Below are 502 nucleotides of genomic sequence, written 5' to 3'. Positions count from 1 at the left end.
GTCGTTGGCACCGCGATCAACGGCAGCGTCGGACCAGGCACCTTGAACTCGCCGTAGTAGTCCTGGAGCAGGCCGCCGTGACTGATGAGCAACGCGGCGCATTTGGCCATATCGAGACAACTGCCACCTCCGATGCCGATCACCATGTCCGGCGCAAACTCTCGCGCCATCTCTACGCAGACGGCAACCGTGTCTCGTGGCACATCGGGCAGCACACGGTCGTGCACCAGCACATCGATCGATGCGCGCTCGAGCGCCTCCATGATCTCTGCGAAGGCGACAGTTGCGGCAAAGCGCTCGTCCGTACAGACAAGAGCGCGACGGCCCAGCCTGGCTGCAACGATTGGAATGACATGGCGCTGGCCCTTCCCGAAGAGGATCTCACGCGGGAGCCTTACGGCAGCGAAGAGGCTCATGTTCGTCCCTCGATGATGTTGGGGGTGGAAAGCGAAAGCTCGCCGAGCTCGGCCCTAAATATCCTGTATTAAATCGTATATGATAT

General features: G+C 60.2%; 1 protein-coding gene. It reads right to left on the bottom strand.

The window, feature by feature from the left end; all coding sequences use genetic code 11:
• Window positions 1-416: iron-containing alcohol dehydrogenase (locus EOA85_RS36885; RefSeq protein ID WP_127212843.1), on the bottom strand; the 416-nt coding region annotated here is incomplete at its 3' end.
• Between the last annotated feature and the right edge of the window lie 86 nt (window positions 417-502).

The sequence above is a fragment of the Mesorhizobium sp. M5C.F.Ca.IN.020.29.1.1 genome, assembly GCF_003997375.1.
Classification (GTDB): Bacteria; Pseudomonadota; Alphaproteobacteria; order Rhizobiales; family Rhizobiaceae; genus Mesorhizobium; species Mesorhizobium wenxiniae.
Note: the sequence above shows the minus strand (reverse complement) of the source record. Positions and strands in the feature narration are given on the sequence as shown.